Below are 20,003 nucleotides of genomic sequence, written 5' to 3'. Positions count from 1 at the left end.
CTTCAGACTTTTATCCTGCCGATTTTACATCGCCACCAGCTTGCGGGGGCAACTGCCGCCGCAGCCGGTTTCAGCCCAGCGCCTGCCACACCTGCAGCGCCTGGTGCGTGGCCTTCACGTCGTGGACGCGGATCACCTTGGCACCGCGCTGCGCCGCCAGCAACGCCGCCGCCACGCTGGCACCGAGGCGCTGGTCCGGCTGCTGCTCGCCAGTGATGGCGCCCAGCATCGACTTGCGCGACATGCCGACCAGCAGCGGTGCGCCGGCCAGTACTTCCAGCTGCGGCAACGCACGCAGCAGGTCGAGATTGTGCTCCAGCGTCTTGCCGAAACCGAAGCCGGGATCGGCCAGCAGCCGGTCGCGGGCGATGCCGTGCGCCAGACACAGCTCGATGCGGCGGGCGAGGTAGCTGCCGACTTCCTGTACCACATCGGCGTAGTCCGGCTGCTGCTGCATGGTGTCCGGATTGCCCTGCTTGTGCATCAGGCAGATGCCGACGTTGGCCGCCGCCACCAGCGCCAGCGCACCGTCGTCCTCCAGCGCCGACACGTCGTTGATCAGGTCGACGGCACCGGCCTGCAGCGCGGCGCGCATCACCGAGGTGCGCCGGGTATCCAGCGACAGCGGCACCTGCAATGCGGCCAACCTTTCCAGTAGCGGCAGCACCCGCTGCAGCTCCTCTTCCGGGCTGACGTAGGGCGCGCCCGGTCGTGTCGACTCGCCGCCGATGTCAAGGATGTCGGCACCGTCGGCCAGCAGGCGCTCGGCGTGCGCCAGCGCCGCATCCAGCCGGTTGTAACTGCCGCCATCGGAAAAGGAATCCGGCGTCACGTTCAAAATGCCCATCAGCAGCGGGCGCTCGAGCGACAGGCTGAACCTGCCGCAGGCAAAAACCGACATAGCTTTCTCCAATGCAAAACAGGGTGTCAGCCTGGACTGACACCCTGTTGTTTACCTGACCTGCCTTACAGTTCTTGTGCCGGCGTCACCGATGGTTCTGGTGCCGGTGGTGCCGGCGGCTTGCTGTCCGGCTTGTTGAAACCGGCGCCCGGCGACGGCGGACGCGGCGTCTTGCCGGCCATGATGTCGTTGATCTGCTCGGCATCGATGGTTTCCCACTCCAGCAGCGCGGCGGTCATTGCCTCCACCTTGTCGCGGTTCTCGTCCAGCAGGCGGCGCGCCAGCGCGTACTGCTCGTCGATGATGCGGCGGATTTCCTGATCCACCTGCTGCATGGTGGCTTCCGACATGTTCTTGTGGGTCGTCACCGAACGGCCGAGGAACACCTCACCCTCGTTCTCGCCATAGACCATCGGGCCGAGACGGTCGGACATGCCGTAGCGGGTCACCATGTCGCGCGCCATCTGCGTGGCACGCTCGAAGTCGTTCGAGGCGCCGGTAGTCATCTGGTTCATGAACAGCTCTTCCGCGATGCGGCCGCCGAACAGGATGGCGATGCGGTCCATCAGGTAACCGCGGTCGTAGGCGTAGCGGTCTTCTTCCGGCAGCTGCATGGTCACCCCCAGCGCACGGCCGCGCGGGATGATGGTGACCTTGTGCACCGGATCGGACTTAGGCAGCAGCTTGGCCACTACCGCATGGCCGGACTCGTGGTAGGCGGTATTCTTTTTCTCGTCCTCAGACATCACCATCGACTTGCGCTCGGCGCCCATCATGATCTTGTCCTTGGCGGATTCGAAATCCAGCATGTCGACTAGGCGCTTGTTGCGGCGCGCGGCGAACAGCGCGGCTTCGTTGACCAGGTTGGCGAGGTCGGCACCGGAGAAGCCCGGCGTACCGCGCGCGATGATCTGCGCGTCGACGTCGGCGGCAATCGGTACCTTGCGCATGTGCACGTTCAGGATCTGTTCGCGGCCGCGGATATCCGGCAGCGGCACCACCACCTGGCGGTCGAAACGGCCGGGACGCTGCAGCGCCGGGTCCAGCACGTCCGGACGGTTGGTGGCGGCGATCACGATCACCGTCTGGTTGGTCTCGAAACCGTCCATTTCCACCAGCAGCTGGTTGAGGGTCTGTTCGCGTTCGTCGTTGCCGCCACCGAGGCCGGCGCCACGCTGGCGACCGACGGCGTCGATCTCGTCTATGAAGATGATGCACGGCGCGTTCTTCTTCGCCTGCTCGAACATGTCGCGCACGCGGGAAGCACCGACGCCGACAAACATTTCGACGAAGTCGGAACCGGAAATGCTGAAGAACGGCACCTTGGCTTCACCGGCGATGGCCTTGGCCAGCAGGGTCTTACCGGTACCCGGCGAACCGGCGAGCAGGATGCCGCGCGGAATGCGGCCACCCAGGCTCTGGTAGCGGGAAGGATCGCGCAGGTAGTCGACGATCTCCTTCACCTCTTCCTTGGCTTCATCGCAACCGGCCACGTCGGCAAAGGTCACGGTGTTGGTGTCCTGGTCCAGCATGCGCGCCTTGCTCTTGCCGAACGAGAACGCCCCCCCCTTGCCGCCGCCCTGCATCTGGCGCATGAAGAAGAACCACACCCCGATCAGCAGCAGCATCGGGAACCAGCTGATGAAAATGCTCATCAGCATCGACGGTTCCTCTTCCGGCTTGGCGGAGAAGGTCACGTTGTTCTTGATCAGCACGTCCACCATTTTCACGTCGAACGGGGCATAGGTGCTGAAACTGGAGCCGTCGGTACGCTTGCCGCGCACCCACTGGCCGCGTAGCGGATTGCCTTCAATGCTCACCGTCTGAATCTTGCCGGACTCCACATCGCTCATGAATTGCGAATACTCGACCTGATTCTGGGTTTCCTGGCGCTTGGTAAACTGGTTGAACACAGTCATCAGTACAAGACCGATGATGACCCAGATCGCGATGTTTTTTCCGATATTGTTCACAAGAGCGTGCTCCTATGTGCCCTGACTTGGTAAATGGTTTTTTCTATTGTAAACCCGGCACGTCGCACTGTCAGCGACGGTCTTTGCCCAGCAGGTAGATTTCACTGGAACGGTCGCGCGAGGCCTTGGGTTTACGCGTTACGACTTCGCCAAACAGCTCGCGCATGGCTTTCAGATAGGGCTGAAAATCACTGCCCTGGAACACTTTGACGAGAAAACTGCCGCCGGGTTTCAAATGGTCACGGACAAATTCCAGTGCCAGCTCATTCAGATGAAAGCTTCTGGCCTGGTCAATCCCGCTCATCCCTGAGATATTGGGCGCCATATCGGAAATTACAAGGTCCAGCTGCCGCCCGCCGAGCATGGTCACGAACTCCTCCAGCACCTCGTCGTCACGGAAGTCGCCCTGGATGAAGGCGACGTCGGCGATCGGGTCCATCGGCAGGATGTCGATGGCAAACACCTTGCCGTTGTCGCCGACGATACGCGCCGCCACCTGCGACCAACTGCCCGGCGCCGAGCCGAGATCGGCCAGCACGGTGCCCGGCCGGATCAGCTTGTCCTTATCGTTGATTTCCAGCAGTTTGTACGCCGCGCGTGCGCGATAGCCGTCTTTTTGGGCCATTTGCACATAGTGATCGTTGACGTGCTCACGCAGCCAGGCGTTGCTAGACTTGCTTCTTGCCATGTGGATTCCAGTAATTAATGCATGTGCCGTTTGGGGAATGACCTAAAGTTTAGTAAAATCGTTTTTTAATCTGAAACTTGAAGCCACAATGAAAATCGAACTGACCCCAGTCGAGCGCCAATATCTGAAGGGTTTGGCCCACTCGCTCAGCCCCGTCGTGATGATCGGCAACAATGGCCTGACCGAGTCGGTTATCCGTGAAATCGCCGTCAGCCTGGACGCCCACGAACTGATCAAGGTCCGCGTTCTCGGCGACGACCGCGCGGCACGCGTGGCCATGTATGACCAGATTGCAAACGATCTGGGCGCCGGTCAAGTGCAGCACATCGGCAAGCTGCTGGTGCTGTTCCGCCCGTCCGAGGCCAAGCGCATCGACCTGCCGAAAAGCAAGAAGGCACTCAAGGCACGCCCTTGAGCGTTGCCGGCTAGCGGGCGGCGGTCACGGACCGCTGCGCGCGCATGACAGACAAAAAGCGGTGGCGATGCCACCGCTTTGTCTTTGTCGGCCAAACGTGGCGCAGCTCAGTTGTCGCTGCGCAGCAGGTACACCAGCGCCATCAGGCTTTGCAGCAGGTAGATCAGGCTGGAGATGGCATGCCAGGTGGCGAAACCGCCACCGAACAGCCCTTCCGCGGCATGGTTCATCTGCAGCTTGAGGCTGGCGATGATCGGCGTCACCGCGAAGTGGTTGATCACGATGCATACCAGCATGCCCAGCAACAGCCAGAAACCGCCCTGCTTCAGGCCGCGTGCGCCGTAGCGCAGCACGTAGTCGGCGAGCAGGAAGATGCCGCACACCAGCCCGACCCAGGCGATGGCGGCAAACAGCCGCCCCGCCACCATGCCGGCGGTCACGTTATCCAGTGCCGAAAACAGGATGGGGGCCACGATGATGCCGACCACCCACATGCCGCCGATCCACAGGGTCCGGGCAATTGCACGCAATCCGTCCATTGGTCTTCCTCTTCCCGGCCGGCTTGCGGCCAACGTTACAGCACCCGCCTGGCCGCAGCCAGCCGCCGCGCTCAGATGTAGCGCACTTCCAGCACTTCGTACTCGCGGATGCCGCCCGGGGCCATCACCTCGGCCACGTCGCCTTCCACCTTGCCGATCAGCGCGCGCGCGATCGGCGAGTTGACCGACACCTTGCCCAGCTTGATGTCGGCTTCGTCATCGCCGACGATCTGGTAGGTCTTTTCTTCTTCGCTTTCCAGATCGGTGAGCAGCACGGTGGTGCCGAACACGATGCGGCCGTCGGCATCCAGCTCGGTCGGATCGATGATCTGGGCGTTGGAGATTTTGCCCTCCAGCTCGGCAATACGGCCCTCGACAAAGGCTTGGCGCTCTTTGGCGGCATCGTATTCTGCATTCTCGGATAGATCGCCTTGCGCGCGCGCTTCGGCAATGGCCTCGATCACCGACGGACGCTCAATGCTTTTCAGACGCTGCAATTCGGCCTTCAGCTGTTCGGCACCACGCACGGTCAACGGGACTTTGTTCATGACTCGGTTCTCCAAGGGCGTACGGCTGCCCTGTGATAAAAGCGCAAGCCGCCGTACGGGACGGCGGCTTTGCTGGACGTTTGATTCAGTGGTGATTGTAACGAGATTTTGCTCCGGGTTCAAAGGTTGGCCGCATGCGGCCAACCTTTGACCGTGCTTAGCCCTTCAGCTCGGCGTGCAGCTGCTGCACGCTGTAGACGTCGAAATCATCGACGTGCGACAGGCCGACGCAGACCGCCTTGGCACCGGCCAGGGTGGTGTACTGCGGCACGCGCATCTGCAGCGCGGAGCGGCGGATGGCGTGGCTGTCCTGGATCGCCTTGCGCTTCTCGTCCACGGTGTTGACCAGCACGTCGATTTCGCCGTTCTTGATCATGTCGACGATGTGCGGACGACCTTCGTTCACCTTGTTCACCACCTGCACCACGATGCCGGCGTCGGCCATCGCCTTGGCGGTACCGCGGGTGGCGCACACGCCGAAGCCCAGCTTCTGCAGTTCGCGCGCCACTTCGATGCCGCCTTCCTTGTCGCTCTCGCGCAGGGACAGGAACACCTTGCCGGTACGCGGCAGGCGGTCGCCGGCAGCCAGCTGGCCCTTGACGAAGGCTTCGGCAAAGGTGCGGCCAACGCCCATCACTTCACCGGTCGACTTCATTTCTGGCCCGAGGATGGTATCCACGCCCGGGAACTTGATGAACGGGAACACCGCTTCCTTGACCGCGTAGTACGGCGGAATCACTTCCTTGGTGAAACCCTGTTCGATCAGGCTGATGCCGGCCATGGCACGGGCGGCGATCTTGGCCAGCGGCGCACCGGTCACTTTCGACACGAACGGCACGGTACGCGACGCACGCGGGTTCACTTCCAGCACGTAGATGGTGTCTTTCTGGATCGCGAACTGCACGTTCATCAGGCCGACCACGTTCAGCGCACGCGCCATCGCTTCGGTCTGGCGGCGAATCTCGTCCTGCACCGCAGGGAACAGGCTGTACGGTGGCAGCGAGCAGGCGGAGTCACCGGAGTGGACACCGGCCTGTTCCACGTGCTGCATGATGCCGCCGATCACCACGGTGGTGCCGTCGGACACGCAGTCGACGTCGACCTCGATGGCGTCATTGAGGAAGCGGTCCAGCAGCACCGGGCTGTCGTTGGACACTTTCACCGCTTCGCGCATGTAACGTTCCAGATCGGCCGGTTCGTGCACGATTTCCATCGCGCGGCCGCCCAGTACGTAGGACGGACGCACCACCAACGGGTAGCCGATCTCTTCGGCCAGACGCATGGCGTCAACCGGGTTGCGCGCGGTGCGGTTCGGCGGCTGCTTCAGGCCGAGGTCGTTCAGCAGCTGCTGGAAGCGCTCGCGGTCTTCGGCGGCGTCGATCATGTCCGGGCTGGTGCCGATGATCGGCACGCCGTTGGCTTCCAGCGCGCGCGCCAGTTTCAGCGGCGTCTGGCCGCCGTACTGCACGATCACGCCGAACGGCTTCTCGATGCGGCAGATTTCCAGCACGTCTTCCAGCGTCAGCGGCTCGAAGTACAGGCGGTCGGAGGTGTCATAGTCGGTGGACACGGTTTCCGGGTTGCAGTTGACCATGATGGTCTCGAAACCGGATTCGCGCAGGGACAGCGCGGCGTGTACGCAGCAGTAGTCGAATTCGATACCCTGGCCGATACGGTTCGGGCCGCCACCCAGTACCATCACCTTCTTGCGGTCGGTCGGATTGGACTCGCACTCTTCTTCATAAGTGGAGTACATGTAGGCGGTGTTGGTGGCGAATTCGGCGGCGCAGGTATCCACGCGCTTGTACACCGGATGCAGCTTCAGCCCCCAGCGGTGGCTGCGCACGGCGGCCTGGTCGGTGCCCAGCAGCTCGCCGAGGCGACGGTCGGAGAAGCCTTTGCGCTTCAGGCGACGCAGTTCGTCGTAGCCCAGGCTGTCCGCCTTGCGGCCGGCCAGCGCTTTTTCTTCACCGATCAGGTCTTCGATCTGGGCCAGGAACCACGGATCGATCTTGCTGATGGCAAAGATGTCGTCGCGGCTCATGCCGAGACGGAAGGCGTCGGCCACGTACAGGATGCGTTCCGGACCGGGCGCACCCAGTTCGTGACGAATGGTTTCTTCGTCCTGGCTGACCGAGTTGAAGCCGGACAGGCCGGTTTCCAGACCGCGCAGGGCTTTTTGCATCGATTCTTGCAGCGTGCGGCCCATGGCCATCACTTCGCCGACCGACTTCATTTGCGTGGTCAGACGGTCGTCGGCCTGCGGGAATTTCTCGAAGGCAAAACGCGGGATCTTGGTGACGACATAGTCGATGGACGGTTCGAACGATGCCGGTGTGGCGCCGCCGGTGATGTCGTTTTTCAGTTCGTCGAGGGTGAAGCCCACCGCCAGCTTGGCGGCGATCTTGGCGATCGGGAAGCCGGTGGCCTTGGACGCCAGTGCCGAGGAACGCGACACGCGCGGGTTCATCTCGATCACGATCATCTCGCCGGTATCCGGGTTGGTCGCGAACTGCACGTTGGAACCGCCGGTGTCGACACCGATTTCACGCAGTACCGCCAGCGAGGCGTTACGCATGATCTGGTATTCCTTGTCGGTCAGCGTCTGCGCCGGGGCCACGGTGATGGAGTCGCCGGTGTGCACGCCCATCGGGTCGAAGTTTTCGATCGAGCAGATGATGATGCAGTTGTCGTTGCGGTCACGCACGACTTCCATCTCGTACTCTTTCCAGCCGAGTACGGATTGTTCGATCAGCAGTTCGTGGGTCGGCGACGCTTCGAAACCGCGCTCGCAGATGGCCAGGAACTCTTCCTTGTTGTAGGCGATACCGCCGCCGGAGCCGCCCATGGTGAAGGACGGACGGATCAGCGTCGGGAAGCCGACCTTGGTCTGCGCTTCCAGCGACTCTTCCAGGGTGTGGCAGACGAAGGACAGCGGGCAGGACAGGCCAATCTTGGCCATCGCCTCCTTGAAGCGGCCGCGGTCTTCCGCCTTGTCGATGGCGTCTTCGGTGGCGCCGATCAGCTCGACCTTGTACTTTTCCAGCACGCCGTTGCGCGCCAGGTCCAGCGCGCAGTTCAGCGCGGTCTGGCCGCCCATGGTCGGCAGGATCGCGTCCGGACGCTCCTTGGCGATGATCTTTTCCACTACCGGCCACGAGATCGGCTCGATGTAGGTGACGTCGGCCATATCCGGGTCGGTCATGATGGTGGCCGGGTTGGAGTTCACCAGGATGACTTTGTAGCCTTCTTCACGCAGTGCCTTGCACGCCTGCGCGCCGGAGTAGTCAAACTCGCAGGCCTGGCCGATGACGATCGGGCCAGCGCCAATGATGAGAATGCTCTTGATATCAGTACGTTTAGGCATGGTAATCGCTCAATATTGTTCAATGTTTTACACGTTCCGGCAGACTGACGCGGCCTGCTGCCGGAGACGCTGGATAGTTACAGGCTGGCGGCGGCCAACTTGGCGCCGAAACCGATAAACATGGCACCGACCGCCCCGCCCATTGCCGCCGACAGGCGACGGCGGCGGCGGAACGCCTCGGCCAGATGATTGCCGGCCAGGATCAGCGTGGTCAGGTACAGCGCGCTGAACAGCTGCACGATGGCGCCGAGGATGGCAAAGGTCAGTGCCGGGTAGTGATAGGCCGGATCGACGAACTGCACGAAGAACGACACGAAGAACAGGATCGCCTTCGGGTTCATCAGGCTGATCAGCAGCGCCTTGGAAAACGGGCGGTTGATGTCCAGCACCGGCGCTGCCACCGCTGCCTGGCCCTGGCGGCGCTGTTGCCAGCCGGCCCAGGCGCCACGCAGCATGGCGATGCCGATCCACGCCAGATAGGCGCCACCGGCATACTTGACGATGGCAAACAGCGCCGGATTGGCCTGCAGCAGACCGGCGGCGCCGGTTGCAGCCAGGGTCATCAGCACGAAATCACCGACGAACACGCCACAGGCGCCGGCAAAGCCGGCCCGCACCCCGCGCTGCGCCGCCACCGACAGCACATACATCGAATTGGGGCCCGGCAGCAGCACGATGAAGATGGTGCCGAGTATGTAGGTGGTCAGGTCAGTGATACCGAACATGATGCGTCCTCCGTGATCAGGCCGGCTTGTGCGCGGCCATCAGCGAGATGAAACGGTCAAACAGGTAGGCCACGTCTTCCGGACCCGGGCTCGCTTCCGGGTGTCCCTGGAACGAGAATGCCGGCCGGTCGGTCAACGCGATGCCCTGCACCGTCTGGTCGAACAGCGAACGGTGGGTAATGCGCACGTTGGCCGCAAGGCTGGCTTCGTCGACCTGGAAACCATGGTTCTGGCTGGTGATCATCACGCGGCCGGAATCGAGATCCTGCACCGGGTGGTTGGCACCGTGGTGGCCGAACTTCATCTTGGAAGTCTTGCCGCCGGTGGCCAGGCCCAGCAACTGGTGACCGAGACAGATGCCGAATACCGGCAGCTTGGTGTCCAGGATGTCGCGGATGGCGCTGATCGCGTAGTCGCACGGCTCCGGATCGCCAGGACCGTTGGACAGGAACACGCCGTCCGGTTTCAGTGCCAGCACGTCCTTGGCCGGCGTCTCGGCCGGTACCACGGTCAGCTTGCAGCCGCGCTCGGCCAGCATGCGCAGGATGTTGCGCTTGACGCCGAAATCGTAGGCCACCACGTGGAATGGGGTCTCGGTCTGCTCGACATAGCCCTGGCCCAGACGCCATTCGCGTGTCGTCCAGCCGTAGGCTTCCTTGCAGCTGACCACCTTGGCCAGATCCTGGCCGGCCATGCTGCCAAAACCGCGTGCCAGCTCGACGGCTTTCGCCTCGTCGATGTCACCGGCCATGATGCAGCCGGGCTGGGCGCCTTTTTCGCGCAGGATGCGCGTCAGCTTGCGGGTGTCGATGTCGGCAATGGCGACGACATTGTTTCTCTTCAGATAATCGGACAGCGACTCTTCCGCACGGAAGTTGCTGTGCAGCAGTGGCAGATCACGAATGATCAGGCCAGATGCAAAGACGGCGCCGGACTCGGTATCTTCCGAGTTGGCGCCGACGTTGCCGATATGAGGATAAGTCAGGGTGACGATCTGCCGGGTATAGGACGGGTCGGTAAGGATTTCCTGATAACCGGTCATGGCAGTATTGAATACTACCTCTCCGACGGTGTGGCCGTTGGCTCCGATGGCGACGCCTTTGAACAGCGTGCCGTCAGCCAAGGCAAGAATCGCGGGTACGGTTGTCACTGGCTGGCTCCTAATAATGATATTTTTGATTTATTGATACAACAAACGGGACTATAGCGACGTGCGCTTGTCCCGTTCGGTTAAACTTTTCAAGTATATCCTGTTTTCGGCCATCGCGGCAAGGCCGCACGCGGCAACTGATGCTTTTCTGAACAATGGATACAGTCGCCACCACCGGCTAAGCCCTTGTTTACGCTAGCGTCAACCTTACAAAAAATGCGCGCGCCCGGCAAGTTGTTCTGCGCCGGCCTCCGGCCTGCCACACGTCCCGTCATTAACCACCAGCGCCGATCGCCGCATAAAAAACCGCCGGTGCCATAACTGCGGCACCGGCGGTTTTCATACTCGGGTCTGTCACTCAGAACAGCGCTTCGTCCAGTTCCAGCACGCTGTCGCCACCGTGAACGATGGCGGCCGCCAGACCGGCGGTCTGCGGCAACAGGTGCTCGCCGTAGAAACGGGCGGTGACGATCTTCGCCGCGAGGAACTCGGCATCGGCATCCTCGTCGCCCTGCTGCGCCCTGGCGATCAGCGCGGCGCGCCCCATCATCCAGCCGCCGAGCACGATACCCATCAGCTTGAGGAAGGGCACCGAGCCGGCGGCAGCCAGCTGCGGCCGGCTGCCAAAGGTGTCGAGGATGAAGGCGACACAACGCTCGGCATCCTTCACCGCGGCCTCAAGGTTGGCCGCAAGGCTGGCGTAACCCGCCGCCGCCAGCTTACCGGCGGTGACCTTGACCTCCTCCAGCAACCAGCGTGCGGTGACGCCGTCTTCCGCTGCGGTCTTGCGCCCGATCAGGTCCAGCGCCTGGATGCCGGTGGTGCCTTCGTAGATGGCGGTGATGCGCGCGTCGCGGCAATACTGCGCGACGCCGGTTTCCTCGATATAACCCATGCCGCCGTGGATCTGCATCGCCAGACTGGTGATCTCGTTGGCCTGCTCGGTGTTCCAGCCCTTCACGATCGGGATCAGGAAGTTGACCAGCTCCTGGCTGCGCGCTGCCTCGCTGGCCACCGGATCGCGCGCGGCGCGGTCCAGCGCCGCGGCGGCGTAGAACGCCAGTGCGCGCTGCGCCTCGATCTGTGCCTTCATCGTCATCAGCATGCGGCGCACGTCCGGGTGCCGGATGATGGCGACGCCGGCCGGGTCGGGACTGCCGACGGCGCGGCTCTGCACGCGGTCACGCGCATATTCCACCGCCTTCTGGTAGGCGCGCTCCGACACCGCCATGCCCTCGATACCGACGCCCAGGCGCGCGTGGTTCATCATGGTGAACATGTAAGCCAGACCCTTGTTGGCCTCGCCCACCAGGTAGCCGATGGCGCCGCCGTCGTCACCGAAGCTCATCACCGCGGTCGGGCTGCCGTGGATGCCCAGCTTGTGCTCGATCGACACGCAACGCACGTCGTTGCGCGCGCCGAGGCTGCCGTCGACATGAACCAGGAACTTGGGCACGATGAACAGCGAGATGCCCTTCACCCCGGCCGGCGCATCCGGCAGCCGCGCCAGCACCAGGTGGACGATATTGTCCGCCATGTCGTGCTCGCCCCAGGTGATGAAGATCTTCTGGCCGCTGATCTTGTAGCTGCCGTCGCCCACCGGGATGGCGCGCGAACGCACCTGCGCCAGATCGGAGCCGGCCTGCGGCTCGGTCAGGTTCATGGTGCCGGTCCACTCACCGGTCGACATGCGCGGCAGGTAAATATTTTTCAATTCGTCAGACGCGTGGTGATTGATCGCCTCGATCGCGCCCAGCGTCAGCATCGGCGCCAGCGAAAACGCCAGGTTGGCCGAACACCACATTTCTTCTGCCGCCAACGCCACCAGCGCCGGCAGGCCCTGGCCGCCGAACTCGGCCGGCGCGCGCAGGCCGACCCAACCCGCTTCTACATACTGTTGCCATGCTTCCTTGAAGCCTTCGGCGGCGGTAACGGTAAAGTCAGGCGACCACTTGGCGCCCTTGTCGCCCTGCTGGTTGATCGGCGCCAGCACGTTCTCGGCGAACTTGGCGCCCTCTTCCAGGATGGCGTCGGTCAGCTCCACCGAGCAATCCTCGTAGCCGGGCAGGGTGCAGATGGCGGGCAGTTCCGCCAGCTCGTTCAGGGCAAAGCGAATGTCTTTGCTGGGTGCCTTGTAAATCATCGATAGCTCCTCTGTGTCATTTCTCGTCATTTCTCGTGCAAAAAAACCGGCCATGTGTCCGCCAACGGACAAGCCGCACGCTGCGCACTGCGCGGTGTGGACTCCTCCCGACGAACCGGTCATGGCCGGTGTTCTTGTGTGGTGCGGCACCGTAGCGCCGCACCTTATTTTGATTACTGCGTTTTGATTACTGCGGGTGTTACTTGGACAGCTCGGCGATCAGCTCCGGCACCACGGTGAACAGGTCACCGACGATGCCGTAGTCGGCCACCTGGAAGATCGGCGCCTCTTCATCCTTGTTGATCGCCACGATCACCTTGGAATCCTTCATGCCGGCCAGATGCTGAATGGCACCGGAGATGCCCACCGCCACGTACAGCTGTGGCGCGACCACCTTGCCGGTCTGGCCGACCTGGTAGTCGTTCGGCGCGTAGCCGGCATCCACCGCGGCGCGCGAAGCACCGACGGCAGCGGACAGCTTGTCGGCCAGCGGCTCGATCACCGCCTTGAACTGCTCTTCCGAACCCAGCGCACGACCACCGGACACGATGATCTTGGCAGCGCCCAGTTCCGGACGATCGGACTTGGTCAGCTCCTGGCCGACAAAGCTGGACAGGCCGGCGTCGGAGACGGTAGCGACAGCTTCAACGTTGGCCGCACCGCCAGTAGCCGCCGCTTCGAAGGCGGTGGTACGCACGGTGATCACCTTGATGGCATCAAGCGACTGCACGGTGGCCAGCACGTTGCCGGCGTACACCGGACGCACGAAGGTATCGGCCGACTCGATGGCGATGATGTCGGAAAGCTGCGCCACGTCCAGCAGCGCGGCGACGCGCGGCAGCAGGTTCTTGCCGTAGGAGGTTGCCGGCGCCAACACGTGGCTGTAACCCTTGGCCAGTTCCACCACCAGCGGCGCCAGGTTTTCGGCCAGGCCGTGGGCGTAGGCGGCGTTGTCGGCCAGCAGCACCTTGGCCACGCCGGCGACGGCCTTGGCAGCGTCGGCTGCGGCGGCGGCATTGTGGCCGGCGACCAGCACGTGCACTTCGCCCAGCTTGGCGGCGGCGGTAACGGTGTTCAGAGTGCCTGCTTTCAGGCTCTGGTTGTCGTGTTCAGCGATAACGAGAATGGCCATGGCTTACAGCACCTTTGCTTCGTTTTTGAGTTTGGCCACCAGCTCGGCGGCATTGGCAACCTTGATACCGGCCGAGCGCTTGGCAGGCTCGGCCACTTTCAGGGTTTTCAGGCGCGGGGCGACATCGACGCCCAGCTCGGCCGGGGTGGTCTTGTCCAGCGGCTTTTTCTTGGCGGCCATGATGTTCGGCAGCTTGACGTAGCGCGGCTCGTTCAGGCGCAGGTCGGTGGTCACCACTGCCGGCAGGCGCAGCTTGACGGTTTCCAGGCCGCCATCCACTTCACGGGTCACGTCCACGGTTTCCGCGGCGACATCCACTTTCGAGGCGAAGGTACCCTGCGCCCAGCCCAGCAGCGCCGATACCATCTGACCGGTCTGGTTGGCGTCGTCATCGATCGCCTGCTTGCCGACGATCAGCAGCTGTGGCTGTTCCTTGTCCGCGATCGCCTTCAGCAGCTTGGCCACCGCCAGCGGCTGCAGCTCGGCGTCGGTTTCCACCAGGATGGCGCGGTCGGCACCCATCGCCAGTGCGGTACGCAGGGTTTCCTCGCACTGCTTCACCCCCAGCGATACCACCACGATCTCGGAGACCTTGCCGGCTTCTTTCAGACGCACGGCCTCTTCCACCGCGATCTCGTCGAACGGGTTCATCGACATCTTGACGTTAGCGACATCCACATCAGTGCCATCGGCCTTGACCCGGACTTTCACGTTGTAATCGACAACGCGTTTCACAGCGACTAGAGCTTTCATATTCCTCCAGCGAACTCTCTGAGTTGAACAATTGTCGTCAATGTGCGGCTGTTTGGCGTGAGGCGACAGCGCAATCTCAAACAAGCGTTTAATTGGTAGATTGCCTACAAAAAAACTGCAGTACAACAGGGGTGACACAAATATTACGCCATTTTCCCCGTAATTTGCATTTGAGGTAAAGCGTGTCAGAATGCGCTGCAACAATTGAGCATGTCATAACACGCCGACAGACCGGACATTCCTGCCGCAAGTGCTGCCATCGTGGTGCCTACTTGCGGCTTTTCTTGCCAAAACAGGGAGCACAGCATGACTGTCTACTTCGAAGATATCCAGATCGGTGACAGCGCCGAGTACGCCAAAACCATCACCGAGGCCGATATCCTGATGTTTGCCGCCGTCTCCGGCGACGACAATCCGGTGCACATCAACCAGGAATACGCCGAAGCGTCGATGTTCAAGACCCGCATCGCCCACGGCATGCTCACCGCCGGGCTGATCTCCACCGTGGTCGGCACCCGCCTGCCGGGCAACGGCACCATCTACCTGTCGCAATCGACCAAGTTCAAGGCACCGGTACGCCTCGGCGAGACCGTCACCGCCCGCGTCACCGTTACCGAGCTGGACCCGGCGAAGAAGCGCGTCAAGTTTGTCACCCAGTGCCTGGTGAAAGGCAATGTGGTACTGGAAGGCGAATCGCTGGTCATCGCGCCGTCGCGTCCCGCCTGATGAGCACGCTGCGGATCGAACGGCTGTGCGACGAGCACGGCCACATCACCCAGCCGCAAACCCTGGCCGCGGCGCTGGCGGTGCATCGCCAGCTGCGGCCGATGCTGCCGGAGACCGCCGCCGACTACGTCGCCAAGATGGCGCGCATCACCGGCTACGGCGCACGGCTGGTGGCAGCGCTGAACGAGGACGATCAGGTGCTGGGACTGGCGCTGTATCGCGTCTACGAAAACACCTACGAAGACCTGCGGCTGTACATCGACGACCTGGTCACCGACGAACGCCTGCGCTCGCAAGGCGTCGGCAGCGCACTGATCGACTGGTGCGAGGCCGAGGCGCGGGCGCTGGGCTGCCGCTTCCTGGTGCTGGATTCCGGCACCTGGCGCACCGCTGCGCACAAACTGTACCTGCGCAAGGAGTTCGTGATCTCCTCCTTCCACTTCACCCGCGCGCTGGACTAAGATCCGTCGGCAGGACTAATGGTGCAAGGTTGGCCGCAAGCCTGGCTTGCGGCCAACCTTTTATGCGCGGCCCTGTTGCTGCGCCAGCGCCCAGCGCACCGACTCGCGCACCACCTCCTCCGCATGATCCTGCCGCTGTTGCAACGCAACAACAATCTCGGCCGCATGTGGCGCATTACCCAGCCCGATGGCCAGATTGGACAGCCACTTGGCGTAGCCGATGCGGTAGATCGGGCTGCCGGCCATGCGACTGGCAAAGGTCGCCTCGTCCCAGCCGAACAGCTCCAGCAGGCTGACATCGTCCAGCCCGTGGCGCACGGCAAAATCGTCCTCTGCACTGTGCACCACGAAACGGTTCCACGGGCAGGCCAGCTGGCAGTCGTCACAGCCATAGACGCGGTTGCCGATCAGCGGCCGCAACGGCTCCGGTATCGCGCCCTTCAGCTCGATGGTGAGATAAGAAATGCAGCGCCGCGCGTCGACCTGGTACGGCGCCACGATGGCGCCGGTTGGACAGACATCCAGACAGCGGGTACAACTGCCGCAGTGGCCGTCTTCACTGTCATCTTCCGGCAACGGCAGATCGGTGAGAATCTCGCCGAGGAAGAACAGCGAGCCCTGCTTCTTGTTGAGTAGCAGCGTGTGCTTGCCGCGCCAGCCCTGCCCCGCCTGTGCCGCCAGCGCCACCTCGGCCAACGGTGCGCTGTCGGTGAACACGCGGTAGCCGTGCTCACCCACCGCCTGAGTGATGCGATCGGCCAGCTTCTGCAGCCGGTTGCGCACCACTTTGTGGTAGTCGCGGCCCAGCGCATAACGCGACAGGTAGGCGCGCGTGCCATCGGCCAGTACCGCCTCGGCATCGCGCGCAGCCGCCGGCCAGTAGTGCATGCGCAGGCTGATCACACGCACCGTGCCCGGCACCAGCTCCGCCGGGCGCACGCGCAGTACGCCATGGCGCGCCATGTACTCCATTTCGCCGTGGTTGCCCGCCGCCAGCCACGCCAGCAGGCTGGCTTCGGTCTCTGCCGGCAGTGCCGCCCGCGTGATGCGCGCATCGGCAAAACCGAGTTCTTTGGCCCATCCCTTGATTTGGCTGGCCAATTGGCGATAATTCTCGCTTTTACAGGATATTTCACTCATGGCAACGGATGATACCAGCCTGCGGCAAGGCTTCCTTGCCGATGAAAGCGCCACCCTGCAACTGGGCGCCACGTTGGCCGCAGTGCTGCATGGCGGCATCCAGCTGCAACTGCACGGCGATCTCGGTGCCGGCAAGACCACCTTCACCCGCGGCCTGCTGCAGGCGCTGGGTCATCCGGGGCGGGTGAAAAGCCCGACCTACACCCTGGTGGAAAGCTACAGCCTGCCGCCGCTGACGGTGCACCACTTCGACCTGTACCGCTTTGCCGATCCGGACGAGTGGCACGATGCCGGCTTCGGTGACTACTTTGCCGCCGACACGCTGTGCATCGTCGAATGGCCGGACAAGGCCGGTGCCTGCCTGCCGCCCGCCGACCTGGCGCTGGAACTCTCGGTTTGCGACGCTGGTCGCAACTATCGTCTTCAAGCCTTTAGTGAAACAGGACACCAATGTCTCTCCCGCCTCGCGACCCCCGCCGCCGCCAGCTGATCGGCGCTGCCGCGGCCACGTTTTTCCTGAGCGTCAGCCGCATCGGCTTCGCCAGCAGCAGCCAGATCGTAGCGGTACGGGTGTGGCCGTCGTCGACCTACACCCGCGTCACCATCGAGGCCAGCGAAGCCATCCGTTACAAGCACTTCAGCCTCGCCGATCCGAACCGGCTGGTGATCGACCTGGAAGGCGTGCAGCTGACCGGCATCCTGCAGGACATCAACAAGCAGATCCAGAGCGCCGACCCCTTCATCCAGACCGCGCGCGCCGGCCAGTTCAACAGCAACACCGTACGCTTGGTGCTGGACCTGCGCAATGAGGTCAAGCCGCAGATCTTCTCGCTGCAGCCGATCGGCGAATACCGGCACCGGCTGGTGGTGGACCTGTATCCTGCCAGCGGTCAGCAGGACGACCCGTTGCTGGCGCTGCTGCAGGACTACAACAAGGGGCAGTTGAACGAGCAGGCGCCGCTGGGCAGCAAGGGCCGTACCGACAAGAACCGCATCATTACCGTGGTGATCGACCCGGGACACGGCGGCGAAGACCCCGGCGCCGTCGGCCCGTCCGGTGTCTATGAAAAAGACGTGGTGCTGCGCATCAGCCGCCAGCTGAAGAAGCTGATCGATAGCGAAAAGAACATGAAGGCACACCTGACGCGCGACGAGGACGTGTTCATCCCGCTGGGGGTGCGCGTGGCCAAGGCGCGCAAGCTCGGCGCCGACCTGTTCATCTCCATCCATGCCGATGCCGTCGCCAATCGCACCGCCAACGGCTCCTCGGTGTTCGCGCTGTCGGAAAACGGCGCCACCAGCAGCATGGCGCGGCTGCTGGCCAAGAGCCAGAACGACGCCGACCTGATCGGCGGCGTCAAGATCAGCGGCAAGGACCGCTACCTCGCCCACACCCTGTTCGACCTGACGCAGACTGCCACCATCAATGACAGCCTCAAGCTGGGCAAGTCGGTACTCGGCAAGATGGGCAACCTCAACCGCCTGCACAAGTCGCAGGTGGAGCAGGCAGGCTTTGCCGTGCTCAAGGCGCCGGACATCCCCTCCATCCTGGTGGAAACCGCGTTCATCAGTAACTACGAGGAAGAAAAGAAACTGGTCAGCCCGGCCTTCCAGCAGCAGATGGCGGAGGCGATCATGTCCGGCGTGCGCCAGTATTTTGCGCAGGGAGCGGTGCTGGCCCGCATCTGAATTACCGGCTAGCAATGAAAAAGCCGTTGCCTTGTGGGCAACGGCTTTTTGCTGGCAGGTCCTGCACGCTCAGTCGGGATGGTCGTCAAACGGCAGATCCGGTGACGCCGGCACGCGGTACTGCTCGTCGGCCCACTGTCCGAGGTCGATCAGCTTACAGCGCTCGCTGCAGAACGGGCGGTACGGGCTGTCCGGCCCCCAGCGTACCGGGGTCTTGCATTGCGGACAGTGAACGATAGTGGGTGACGTCATCGGTAATCAGAACTTGCAAAAGGTCAGGGTGAATTCGATATCCTGCTCCACCTGGCGCGAACGCACCTCGCCGGTGCCGGCATCGATAAAACGGATATTCAGCGCGTACTTGTTGGCGGAAACTTCCGGCACCACCTGGTAGCGCTCATCAAAGCTGACACGGATCAGCTGCACCACCTTGCCGCCGGACATCTGCTGGAACGCACCACGGCGCGCGACATAGGAAAAATGCTTGCCGCTGTCACGCAGCAGTTTCAGCAGGATGGCCGCCGCCTGCGCCGTCGGCATCAGCGGCAGCGACCAGCGCTGCAGGTCGGCGCGGCGTTGTGCCACCGGCTGCTGCAGCCACAGGTGATAGGACGGCAGGTCGAACGAGCAGGTGCCACCGGGAATGATGGAACGCTGCTTGATCGCCATCAGCCATTCGTTCTCGCGCAGATGCTGGCCAAAACGGCTGCTCAGCTCCAGCAGGTGCTGCGATGCCAGCTCGATCTCGTCCAGCACCTGCTCCAGCGCCACCTGTTCAATGGCAGGGCTTTCGCGCCAACTCTCCAGCGCCTGCTTCTGCCGCTCCAGCTCCTGCAGCAGCTCCGACTTCAACTCGGTACGGCCGGCCGCCTCCAGCACCTCGAACAGCGCCATCAAGGCGGCGTGATGCTGGTATGGCTCGTCTTGCGCCATGAAGAAAGCCAACCGCTGGTAGAGCTGCTCCAGCCGGAGCAGCGTTCTGGTACGTTCGGTAACAGGAAACTCGAAACTAGTCACAGCGCCGGATCCACAGAATTTGAAGGGGCAGCAAGGTTGGCCGCAGCGAAACGTTGCAGATAATAACGATGTTTGTTCTCGACTTGAAGCGACAATAGCGCCAAATTGCCACTATTATCAAGCACGGCATCCGCCAGTGCCCGCCGCTCTTCGCGCGGCATCTGCGCGGCGATGATGGCATCCACCTGCGCCGCCGGCAAGCCGCTGCGCTGCATCACCCGCTTGCGCTGCAATTGCGGCTCGCAATCCACCAGCAGCGTTTCGGCCACCAGGTTTCGATAGGCCGCGGTTTCAAACAGCAGCGGCACCGCCAGCAGCACGTAGGGCGCCTGTTGCAATGCCAGCTGCCGCCGGCTTTCCGCCAGGATCAGCGGATGAAGAATGGCCTCCAGCCGCTGCCGCTCTCCGGCATCGGCAAACACCTTCTGCCGCATCGCGGCACGGTCCAGTGCGCCTTCCGGCGTCTGGATCGCGGCGCCGAACTGCGCCACCAGCGCCGGCATCGCGGCGCCGCCGGCCGCAGTCAGCTGATGCGCGATACGGTCGGTATCGACACAGGGAATGCCCAGCTTGGCAAACAATGCCTCGACGGTGCTCTTGCCGGCACCAATGCCGCCGGTAAGGCCGATCACCGGG

The 20,003-nt window shown here is 63.0% G+C and carries 20 protein-coding genes; 5 read left to right on the top strand and 15 right to left on the bottom strand.

Annotated features, from left to right (window positions below; translation table 11 throughout):
- Window positions 1-70 precede the first annotated feature (70 nt).
- The 3 genes from folP to rlmE all read right to left on the bottom strand — a co-directional run bounded on the left by folP (window position 71) and on the right by rlmE (window position 3,562).
- On the bottom strand, window positions 71-901 hold the full coding sequence (gene folP / locus NOM55_RS14165; protein WP_255909180.1) for a dihydropteroate synthase: 831 nt from the start codon (window positions 899-901) through the stop codon (window positions 71-73).
- Window positions 902-966: 65 nt separating this feature from the next.
- Complete coding sequence (gene ftsH / locus NOM55_RS14160; protein ID WP_047966978.1) at window positions 967-2,874, bottom strand: ATP-dependent zinc metalloprotease FtsH; 1,908 nt, start codon at window positions 2,872-2,874, stop codon at window positions 967-969.
- Between the two features lie 70 nt (window positions 2,875-2,944).
- Complete coding sequence (gene rlmE / locus NOM55_RS14155; RefSeq protein WP_047966977.1) at window positions 2,945-3,562, bottom strand: 23S rRNA (uridine(2552)-2'-O)-methyltransferase RlmE; 618 nt, start codon at window positions 3,560-3,562, stop codon at window positions 2,945-2,947.
- Window positions 3,563-3,656: 94 nt separating this feature from the next.
- Here rlmE and yhbY point away from each other — a divergent pair, with 94 nt between their 5' ends.
- Window positions 3,657-3,977, top strand: coding sequence for a ribosome assembly RNA-binding protein YhbY (gene yhbY, locus NOM55_RS14150; RefSeq protein ID WP_202902728.1), 321 nt, complete (start codon window positions 3,657-3,659; stop codon window positions 3,975-3,977).
- A gap of 107 nt (window positions 3,978-4,084) precedes the next feature.
- Here the strand turns inward: yhbY and NOM55_RS14145 are convergent, their stop codons facing one another.
- The 8 genes from NOM55_RS14145 to NOM55_RS14110 form a co-directional block, all read right to left on the bottom strand.
- The gene (locus NOM55_RS14145) at window positions 4,085-4,516 is read right to left on the bottom strand and encodes a DUF4149 domain-containing protein (protein WP_047966975.1); all 432 of its coding nucleotides are present in this window, start codon (window positions 4,514-4,516) and stop codon (window positions 4,085-4,087) included.
- 71 nt (window positions 4,517-4,587) lie between these two features.
- On the bottom strand, window positions 4,588-5,064 hold the full coding sequence (gene greA / locus NOM55_RS14140; protein ID WP_047966974.1) for a transcription elongation factor GreA: 477 nt from the start codon (window positions 5,062-5,064) through the stop codon (window positions 4,588-4,590).
- Window positions 5,065-5,221: 157 nt separating this feature from the next.
- Entirely contained in the window at window positions 5,222-8,431 is a 3,210-nt protein-coding gene (gene carB, locus NOM55_RS14135; protein WP_047966973.1) for a carbamoyl-phosphate synthase large subunit, read from the bottom strand.
- A 77-nt stretch (window positions 8,432-8,508) separates the two neighbouring features.
- Entirely contained in the window at window positions 8,509-9,156 is a 648-nt protein-coding gene (leuE, locus tag NOM55_RS14130) for a leucine efflux protein LeuE (RefSeq protein WP_255909178.1), read from the bottom strand.
- Between the two features lie 16 nt (window positions 9,157-9,172).
- Complete coding sequence (gene carA, locus NOM55_RS14125; protein ID WP_255909176.1) at window positions 9,173-10,306, bottom strand: glutamine-hydrolyzing carbamoyl-phosphate synthase small subunit; 1,134 nt, start codon at window positions 10,304-10,306, stop codon at window positions 9,173-9,175.
- A 358-nt stretch (window positions 10,307-10,664) separates the two neighbouring features.
- Window positions 10,665-12,449: an acyl-CoA dehydrogenase gene (locus NOM55_RS14120; protein WP_255909174.1), complete on the bottom strand. Its 1,785-nt coding sequence runs from the start codon at window positions 12,447-12,449 to the stop codon at window positions 10,665-10,667.
- Between the two features lie 199 nt (window positions 12,450-12,648).
- On the bottom strand, window positions 12,649-13,581 hold the full coding sequence (locus NOM55_RS14115) for an electron transfer flavoprotein subunit alpha/FixB family protein (protein WP_120809219.1): 933 nt from the start codon (window positions 13,579-13,581) through the stop codon (window positions 12,649-12,651).
- 3 nt (window positions 13,582-13,584) lie between these two features.
- A complete protein-coding gene (locus NOM55_RS14110; protein ID WP_120809220.1) occupies window positions 13,585-14,334 on the bottom strand; it encodes an electron transfer flavoprotein subunit beta/FixA family protein in 750 nt (249 codons plus the stop codon).
- Window positions 14,335-14,640: 306 nt separating this feature from the next.
- Between NOM55_RS14110 and NOM55_RS14105 the strand changes: the two genes are divergently transcribed.
- Entirely contained in the window at window positions 14,641-15,060 is a 420-nt protein-coding gene (locus tag NOM55_RS14105) for a MaoC family dehydratase (RefSeq protein ID WP_255909172.1), read from the top strand.
- Window positions 15,060-15,521, top strand: coding sequence for a GNAT family N-acetyltransferase (locus NOM55_RS14100; RefSeq protein WP_255909169.1), 462 nt, complete (start codon window positions 15,060-15,062; stop codon window positions 15,519-15,521). Before NOM55_RS14105 ends, NOM55_RS14100 begins: the two co-directional genes overlap by 1 nt.
- A gap of 60 nt (window positions 15,522-15,581) precedes the next feature.
- Here the strand turns inward: NOM55_RS14100 and queG are convergent, their stop codons facing one another.
- The gene (queG, locus tag NOM55_RS14095; protein ID WP_255909167.1) at window positions 15,582-16,661 is read right to left on the bottom strand and encodes a tRNA epoxyqueuosine(34) reductase QueG; all 1,080 of its coding nucleotides are present in this window, start codon (window positions 16,659-16,661) and stop codon (window positions 15,582-15,584) included.
- On the opposite strand from queG, the gene tsaE reads away from it, so the two are divergent.
- Together tsaE and NOM55_RS14085 are read left to right on the top strand one after the other, a co-directional pair.
- Window positions 16,660-17,151 (top strand): tRNA (adenosine(37)-N6)-threonylcarbamoyltransferase complex ATPase subunit type 1 TsaE, encoded by a 492-nt coding sequence (gene tsaE, locus NOM55_RS14090; protein WP_255909165.1) that lies wholly within the window; start codon window positions 16,660-16,662, stop codon window positions 17,149-17,151. The two genes, queG and tsaE, sit on opposite strands and share 2 nt — an antisense overlap.
- Window positions 17,112-18,350 carry an N-acetylmuramoyl-L-alanine amidase gene (locus tag NOM55_RS14085; RefSeq protein ID WP_255909162.1) on the top strand — a complete coding sequence of 413 codons (1,239 nt, stop codon included), beginning with the start codon at window positions 17,112-17,114 and terminating at the stop codon, window positions 18,348-18,350. The genes tsaE and NOM55_RS14085 overlap by 40 nt, the downstream gene beginning before the upstream one ends.
- A 69-nt stretch (window positions 18,351-18,419) precedes the next feature.
- On the opposite strand, the gene yacG is transcribed toward NOM55_RS14085, so the two are convergent.
- The 3 genes from yacG to coaE are packed head-to-tail and all read right to left on the bottom strand — an operon-like array spanning window position 18,420 to window position 19,999.
- Window positions 18,420-18,602 carry a DNA gyrase inhibitor YacG gene (yacG, locus tag NOM55_RS14080; RefSeq protein ID WP_255909160.1) on the bottom strand — a complete coding sequence of 61 codons (183 nt, stop codon included), beginning with the start codon at window positions 18,600-18,602 and terminating at the stop codon, window positions 18,420-18,422.
- Between the two features lie 6 nt (window positions 18,603-18,608).
- Complete coding sequence (gene zapD / locus NOM55_RS14075) at window positions 18,609-19,367, bottom strand: cell division protein ZapD (RefSeq protein ID WP_082133704.1); 759 nt, start codon at window positions 19,365-19,367, stop codon at window positions 18,609-18,611.
- A complete protein-coding gene (gene coaE, locus NOM55_RS14070) occupies window positions 19,364-19,999 on the bottom strand; it encodes a dephospho-CoA kinase (protein WP_255909158.1) in 636 nt (211 codons plus the stop codon). The genes zapD and coaE overlap by 4 nt, the downstream gene beginning before the upstream one ends.
- Window positions 20,000-20,003: the final 4 nt, after the last annotated feature.

The sequence above is a fragment of the Vogesella sp. AC12 genome, assembly GCF_024437575.1.
Lineage (GTDB): Bacteria > Pseudomonadota > Gammaproteobacteria > Burkholderiales > Chromobacteriaceae > Vogesella > Vogesella indigofera.
Note: the sequence above shows the minus strand (reverse complement) of the source record. Positions and strands in the feature narration are given on the sequence as shown.